Annotated in this window: 4 protein-coding genes; all 4 read right to left on the minus strand. The window is 34.8% G+C overall.

Annotated features, from left to right (window positions below; all coding sequences use genetic code 11):
* A partial coding sequence (locus KFD70_RS28905) for a Y-family DNA polymerase (RefSeq protein WP_489618143.1) occupies positions 1-322 on the minus strand: 322 nt, incomplete at its 3' end.
* 362 nt (positions 323-684) lie between these two features.
* Positions 685-819: a hypothetical protein gene (locus KFD70_RS28910; RefSeq protein WP_336452845.1), complete on the minus strand. Its 135-nt coding sequence runs from the start codon at positions 817-819 to the stop codon at positions 685-687.
* Positions 816-1,910: a response regulator aspartate phosphatase gene (locus KFD70_RS28915; protein WP_336452846.1), complete on the minus strand. Its 1,095-nt coding sequence runs from the start codon at positions 1,908-1,910 to the stop codon at positions 816-818. Before KFD70_RS28915 ends, KFD70_RS28910 begins: the two co-directional genes overlap by 4 nt.
* 231 nt (positions 1,911-2,141) lie before the next feature.
* Positions 2,142-2,897, minus strand: a 756-nt coding sequence (locus tag KFD70_RS28920) for a 3D domain-containing protein (RefSeq protein ID WP_431613548.1), incomplete at its 5' end; no start/stop codon positions are given.

Genomic DNA, 2,897 nt, shown 5'->3' on the forward strand with positions numbered 1-2,897 from the left:
AGTCTTCCGGTGCCACGTATTGTAGCGCTAGTTTCGTTATGTAATTCGAGCATTTCATATACGTATGCATAATTGGATTAACGATAAGTATATCTGGTCGTTTAGGTATTTCGTATAACCTTGTCATTTTTTTAACACCCAAAGCTTTTAGCGGAGGTGTCGCTGCTAGTACTATCGATCCACTTCGATTTACATCACCCACTACCGCAAGTTTTGTACATCTTGGATCTAGTCCTCTTTTGATACAACTGACTGATGCGTAAAAGCTTTGTAAATCGACGCATAGGATGATTCGATTAGGCAAAAGAGAATATTCGTACACAATAATCACCCCTAAAATGCAGAACGTTTGTTCTTATTATATACGAACTTACGTTCTTTTAGAAGGGGTTTTTAAGAAAATATTGGTTAAAAAGAATTCCCAATACTACATGAAATGATGAAACTATTCTTAAAATCTAAAACTAAGTCGCTCAAAGTAAGGCATCACGAGTTACAAAAAGGCTACTTCCAATCTGCTACTCCAATGACTCAGAAGCAGCTTTTTTCACGGTCTAGATTAATAGAGAAAAGATTTTATAATTTTCTTTCCTGCATATTCTCCGCTACATTACTTCATATTTCTGCACAAAAAAATAAAGCAAGGATTTCTCCTTGCTCCTGTTCGTCTTTTAATTTAAAAGATCAACCACCAGTATCTCCATCTGCCATGCTTTTCACTAGAGTAATAGCTTGCTCTTTATCTACCGAAGTATCTACGCCAAGTGTTAAAGTAAAAATCGTTACAATTCCCATTAAACTAAGTATTACCTTCTTCATTTTAGTGCCTCCTTCTTGTGAATCTCCTTTTTAGCTTCATAACTCAAATAAAAATACTTGCTTCCTTGTTCAAAATTGCCCTCAATATGATAATGAACGGCTACGGCTTCAGTATATTCTTGAATATACTCCCATAGTTGTTCTCTTTTAAAGTAATCTATTCCTGCTAAAACTGCTTTTTCTAATTCCTGAGCAGAAACTTTTTTATTCATTTCTCTCAGAATTACAAAACGATATTTGTATTGTTCATTCTCTAAGTTCATACAAATACTCAAACCTTTTTCAATTAGCTCTGCAGCTACATTTGTTTCACCTAGTTTAAAATGTTCTCTAGCTTTAATAAAAATAGCTTTATAATGATTCGGTGAGTTTTCAATCACCTCAGAAAGATAACGAATAGCTACAGCTGAATGATCTTGACTTCCATACATTAAACCAAGATTATGTTTCACCATCGTAATAAACTTCTTTTCATCTATCTTCTGAAAAGTATTCATTGCAGAAGTCAAATACTCCTCAGCTAATTCCCATTCTTTTAAATGAATACACGCTAATCCATAAAGATTACTACAAAAAGCCAAGTTTAATTCATTACCACTATGTTTAGAAAATATCTCTTTAGCTTTCGTTACATAAGTAATCCCTAACAGTGATTGATAAATATGATAATGGAAAGTCGCTAGTTTATAATAAAACTCAGCATGTTCAAGTTCATCAGAAATATATTTTAGAAGTGATTCAGCCTTCTCATAGTGCTCTTTTGCCAAATTATATTCACCAATTGCATTTGAGTGAATCGCTTTAAAAAAATGATAATAGTAAGCTAGTGACTGATTTGTCGGTACACCTAAAGAATCAATTTCATCAAAACTATCTTTAGATACCCCCAAATTATCCATCAAAAAATCATATCGAAAATTCAGGAGTAAATAATGCTGAAATAGCTCCTTGTTTTCTTTCATCTCATTAACTTTTGTATCTACTTCCTTTTTTAATTCGGTAGCTTTTTCTAAATGTCTAGAGCGAATCTCTAAATACCATTGATTTAATAATAGTGTAATTTGTTCATTCCCTTTTGTTTGAACGTTCATAAATAACCCTCCCTCTTCTTTTTTCTATAAAAGCTCCCTATACTAAACAATACCAAAATTCCAATAAACAAAAAGTATATATATTTATTTCTCAAGAATATTCTGCTTTTAGAGAAAATAAAATAATTGTATTTACATAAAACAAAAGAGCTCCTCCAAGTCTATACTTAAAGAAGCTCTTTTTACTAAAAACTATCAATATAGCAATATGTACATAAACTACAATCAGTTTTAAGGTAATACATATACCTTTACTGTTCTAACTCCCCAGTTCCAAACATCTTGCTTGGAAGGAATGAATACATCTATTTTATTCCCTTTAATAGCTCCACCAGTATCCCTAGCTCCAGCTGGACCATACCCTTCTACATATACATTTGATCCAAGTGGAATAACTTTAGGGTCGACAGCAATCACTTTTAAATGTGGATTGGCTGTTAAATCATCCCCCATTTTCGTGTAAACATGTTGACCAGGTTTCACACCATTTTCTGCTGGATCGTTTGAGTATGCTGTTGATCTAACTGTTAACTCACGTGTATTTACCCATTGTCCACTATTTTTGAAATAATTCATTTTTGTATCAATCTTATTCCAACCTGTTTTCATCGTTCCACCGGACGCTGCATCTAAGTAATACCAACTACCCCATTCGTTCAACCATCCTGTTTTCATTGCTCCACCAGTTGCTCCATCCAAGTAGTACCAACTACCCCATTGGTTTAACCAGCCCGTCTTCATCGCTCCACCAGCTGCTCCATCTAAGTAGTACCAACTACCTCCTGTTTTTAACCAGTCTGTCTTCATTGCTCCGCCGGCTGCTCCATCTAAGTAGTACCAACTACCTCCTGTTTTTAACCAGCCCGTCTTCATTGCTCCGCCGGCTGCTCCATCTAAGTAGTACCAACTACCTCCTGTTTTTAACCAGCCTGTCTTCATTGCTCCGCCGGCTGCTCCATCTAAGTAGTACCAACTACCTCCTGTTTT

The organism is Bacillus pfraonensis (assembly GCF_050768835.1).
GTDB classification, from domain to species: Bacteria; Bacillota; Bacilli; order Bacillales; family Bacillaceae_G; genus Bacillus_A; species Bacillus_A pfraonensis.

Coding starts and splice junctions, on each gene's coding strand:
- KFD70_RS28910 (WP_336452845.1), bottom strand. CDS start 819: ATGAAGAAGGTAATACTTAGTTTAATGGGAATTGTAACGATTTTTACT.
- KFD70_RS28915 (WP_336452846.1), bottom strand. CDS start 1,910: ATGAACGTTCAAACAAAAGGGAATGAACAAATTACACTATTATTAAAT.